General features: G+C 66.5%; 1 protein-coding gene. It reads right to left on the bottom strand.

Annotation, left to right across the window (positions count from 1 at the left end):
• Window positions 1-125 precede the first annotated feature (125 nt).
• A complete protein-coding gene (locus ACWIHY_RS40340) occupies window positions 126-1,355 on the bottom strand; it encodes an IS701 family transposase (protein WP_454381743.1) in 1,230 nt (409 codons plus the stop codon).
• Window positions 1,356-1,418: the final 63 nt, after the last annotated feature.

Raw genomic sequence — 1,418 nt, 5'->3', positions numbered from 1 at the left:
CTAGTAGTGCTTCGTTAGGTTTCTAGGTCTGGTCCTTCTTGTGGTGAGCGGGCGGCCACAGGTGGTGCAGGTGCCGGTCCAGCACCTCAGCAGGTCCTGGAGGGTGTCCAGGACTTGGTAGAGGGTCAGACCGGCGTGTGGGCTTTTGGGTCGAGCCGCCGGAGGGTGAGGAAGGCCTGGGCGGCGGTGACGAGGGTGACGTGGTGGTGCCAGCCGCGCCAGGTGCGGCCTTCGAAGTGGTCCAGGCCCAGACCGTGTTTCAGTTCGCGGTAGTCGTGCTCGATGCGCCAACGCATCTTGGCCCACCGCACCAAGTCGGCGATCGATGTGGTGCCGGGCAGGTTGGTCATCCAGTAACCGGTCGGCTCGTCCGCGTCGTCGGGTTGTTCGACCAGCAGGGTTCTCAGCGGCAGAACGCCGTCCCACCGGCTGCGTCCACCTGCCTGTTCCTGGGCGGTGCGGCAGGCTTCCTTGCCCGACGGCCGCACCTGGATCAAGGCGAAGCGCGAGGTCATCCTCCCTTTGCTGCCCTGCCGCCAGACGACCTCCTCAAACGCGGTAGCCGTGTCGATGAACGTGCTCAAAGGTCGGGCAGGCTCGCGATAGCGGGGCAGTGTCGGCGGCCCCAGCCCGCCATAGACGGGCTGATACGGCTCGGCCGCGGCCGGGCGGGCGATCTCCTTGGGGTCGACCGCCATGACGTAGGACCAGCCGCGTTCTTCCAGCGCGAGGCGCAAGGAGACGCTGCGGCCATAACCGGCGTCCGCCACGATCACCGGCACCGCAAGACCCTGCTCGGCGAGCCCGTCGAGCACTTTGAGGGCCAGACGGGTCTTGGACACATACCCGACCTCGTCCGGGACGCCGGCCCGCTGCCGCCGGCTGTCGTCCGCCGTCCACTCCTCGGGCAGGAACAGCTCCCACTCCAGCGGACACGATGCCGTGTCGGTGGCCGCATGCACGCTGACCGCGACCTGGCAGTTCGCCCGCTTGCCCAACGCTCCGCAGTACTGCCGGGCCACCCCCACCGAAGCCCTGCCGCACTTGGGAAACGACACATCGTCAACTACCCACACCTCAGGCCGGATCGCCTCACACAATCGCTCGGCGATCCGCTGCCGCACCGGCGCCCACTGCCACGGCGACTGGTTCACGAACTGCTGTAAAGCCTGCATGTTTCCGTCCGGCAGACGCTCGGACATCGGCTGGATCGACTTGCGCCGACCGTCCAGCATCAGACCCCGCACATAACACTCCCCCCACCGCCGCTGATCCCGCCGCACCAACGAACCGAATACATCAGCAACGAACTCCGCCAACTCACCCCGGAGCCGTTCCACCTCCCCCAGCTTCATAACCAGAAGCTGCCCCTCACCTGGCAAGATCACACGACGTAACGAAGCACTACTAGGCCGTTT

It is taken from the genome of Streptomyces sp. NPDC055287, from assembly GCF_053646035.1.
The sequence above is the reverse complement of the archived record's forward strand: the minus strand, read 5'-3'. Positions and strand labels throughout refer to the sequence as shown.